The organism is Clostridioides sp. ZZV14-6387, assembly GCF_020657835.1.
Lineage (GTDB): Bacteria > Bacillota > Clostridia > Peptostreptococcales > Peptostreptococcaceae > Clostridioides > Clostridioides difficile_A.
In genome coordinates, this window is record NZ_JAGWCW010000071.1 from 1 (window position 1) to 568 (window position 568).

General features: G+C 37.0%; 1 protein-coding gene. It reads left to right on the top strand.

The annotated features are described in order from the left end of the window. Positions 1–561: EF-Tu/IF-2/RF-3 family GTPase (locus tag KGF38_RS19965; RefSeq protein WP_255646277.1), on the top strand; the 561-nt coding region annotated here is incomplete at its 5' end. Positions 562–568 lie beyond the last annotated feature (7 nt).

The window sequence follows — 568 nt, forward strand, 5'->3', positions numbered from 1 at the left end:
CCATTCTTAATGCCAGTAGAGGACGTATTCTCAATCACAGGAAGAGGAACAGTTGCAACAGGAAGAGTAGAAAGAGGAGTACTAAAAGTACAAGACGAAGTAGAATTAGTAGGATTAACAGAAGCACCAAGAAAAGTAGTAGTAACAGGAGTAGAGATGTTCAGAAAATTATTAGACCAAGCACAAGCAGGGGATAATATAGGAGCATTATTAAGAGGAGTACAAAGAAGTGAGATAGAAAGAGGACAAGTACTAGCAAAAACTGGATCAGTAAAGGCACACACAAAGTTTACAGCAGAAGTATATGTACTTAAAAAAGAAGAGGGTGGAAGACATACACCATTCTTTGATGGATATAGACCACAATTCTATTTCAGAACAACAGACGTAACAGGAGCTTGTAAGTTACCAGATGGAATAGAAATGGTAATGCCTGGAGATAACGTAACAATGGAAGTAGACTTAATAAACTCAATAGTTGTAGAAGAGGGATTAAGATTCTCAATAAGAGAAGGTGGAAGAACAGTAGCTTCAGGAGTTGTTGCTACTATAGTAGAGTAATCTTTTA